This is a genomic window from Nocardia sp. NPDC058497 (genome assembly GCF_042720195.1).
Lineage (GTDB): Bacteria > Actinomycetota > Actinomycetes > Mycobacteriales > Mycobacteriaceae > Nocardia.
In genome coordinates this window covers 1-1598 of sequence record NZ_JBHXMY010000912.1, presented here as the reverse complement: position 1 = coordinate 1598, position 1598 = coordinate 1, and the positions used below count along the sequence as shown (strand labels likewise).

Here is a 1598-nt window from a genome sequence, read left to right as displayed (position 1 = left end):
GATATCCGGTCGAGTCGCCGTTCCGACATTCGATTGCCGATTGGGCACGGCGCTGGGTTCGATCGCCTGCGCGCCGACCCCGGCGGAAGCGATCATCTCCGCGCTGACCACGGCTCTACACGCCTGCCAAGCGCGGTCAGACCGTCATTTCGACTATGCCCCACCATCATTGGGCGAGATCCCACAACCGGCGGTGGTGACCGAGACGCCCCAGGGCAGCCTGGTGAACACCGCGACATCCGGCGATCTTCTCGACACCCTCCACCGCGCCGGCCACGACATCGTCGTGGTTCCACTCGATCACGACACCTTCGTCGCCGGGCTGCTGCCGTTCGTCGTGCACGTGATCGGCTACGAGAGATAGACGGGACCAATGACCGGAAAGACACTCGGGATCATCGGCAGCGGCGACATCGCGCGGGCGATTCGCGACCGGGTCGGCACTACGCGAACGATCTCCCTGGACGCCCCAGCCACGCTTGCCGCCTGCGCCGCGGTGGTGAGTGTGACCGATTGCTGGGATACCAGTGCACACGACCTCGTTCGAGCCGCCGCACAAGCGGCACAGGTGCCTTGGCTACCGATCCACACCGAGATTTCACGTGCCGTTGTCGGACCGCTGGAAGTCACCGGGACGCCGGGCTGCGGCACGTGCACCGAGACCCGCCGACGCCGCACACGGAAGGACCCGTCCGGCTGGGACGCTGTGCGCGAGCGCAACTCGAAGGAACTCGCGACAGTGCCGCCGCGAGCTTTGACCGCCCTCGCGGCGGAATTCGTCGCCGAACTGGTCGACGACGAATGGCGACGACTCACCGACGCCGAGCCGATGCGGATTCACCGCGGCATCGTGATCGTCGAGCTGGCCGACCTGTCCTTCACCACGCATTCGTTCCTGCCGGATCCCCTGTGTTCCACGTGCGGGAGCCTGCGACCGGACGACCCGGAGCTGGCAGCGGTCGCGATCGGTTCGGTTACCAAACTCGCACCGAAGACCTATCGCGTCCGGGACGTACACCACGAGTTCGACGCACTACGCGCGCTGTACGTGGACCCGGAGTGCGGACTCATCAGCGAGTTCAGCCGCGGCAACGAAGGCGGTCTCGCTGTTGCCGCGGCCCCTTTCGGTCTCCGGGGCGGAGGGACCGAGCGGGGCTGGGGACGGACCGCCAACTACCGCTCGAGCGAGCTCATCGCACTGCTCGAGGCGCTGGAGCGGCATGGTGGCTTGTACCCGGGAGGTAAGCGGACGGTTGTCCGATCCAGCTTCCGCCAGATCGCTTCCGAGGCCGTCGACCCGCGTCAGCTGGCCCTGCATCCCGCGGAAAGCTATCGCAGGCCGGACTTCGGCTTCGAGCAATTCGACGACACCCGGATATACCCGTGGGTCTGGGGATATTCGTTCATGCGCCAGGCTCCGATCCTCGTGCCCGAGTCCTACGCCTACTACCGGGCACCGCGACGCGATGAGGACCCGAGGCCATTCCTGTACGAGATCTCGAACGGCTGTGCGCTGGGCGGCTGCCTCGAGGAGGCGATTCTCTACGGGATCCTGGAAACGGTCGAACGTGACGCGTTCCTGATGACCTGGTACGCGC

2 protein-coding genes are annotated in these 1598 nt (G+C 66.3%); both read left to right on the top strand.

All coding sequences use genetic code 11. The annotated features are described in order from the left end of the window. Positions 1-364, top strand: a 364-nt coding sequence (locus tag ACFWPJ_RS32400) for a hypothetical protein (protein ID WP_378857274.1), incomplete at its 5' end; no start/stop codon positions are given. A gap of 9 nt (positions 365-373) precedes the next feature. Then, the coding region (locus tag ACFWPJ_RS32395) for a TOMM precursor leader peptide-binding protein (protein ID WP_378857273.1) at positions 374-1598 on the top strand (1225 nt) is incomplete at its 3' end.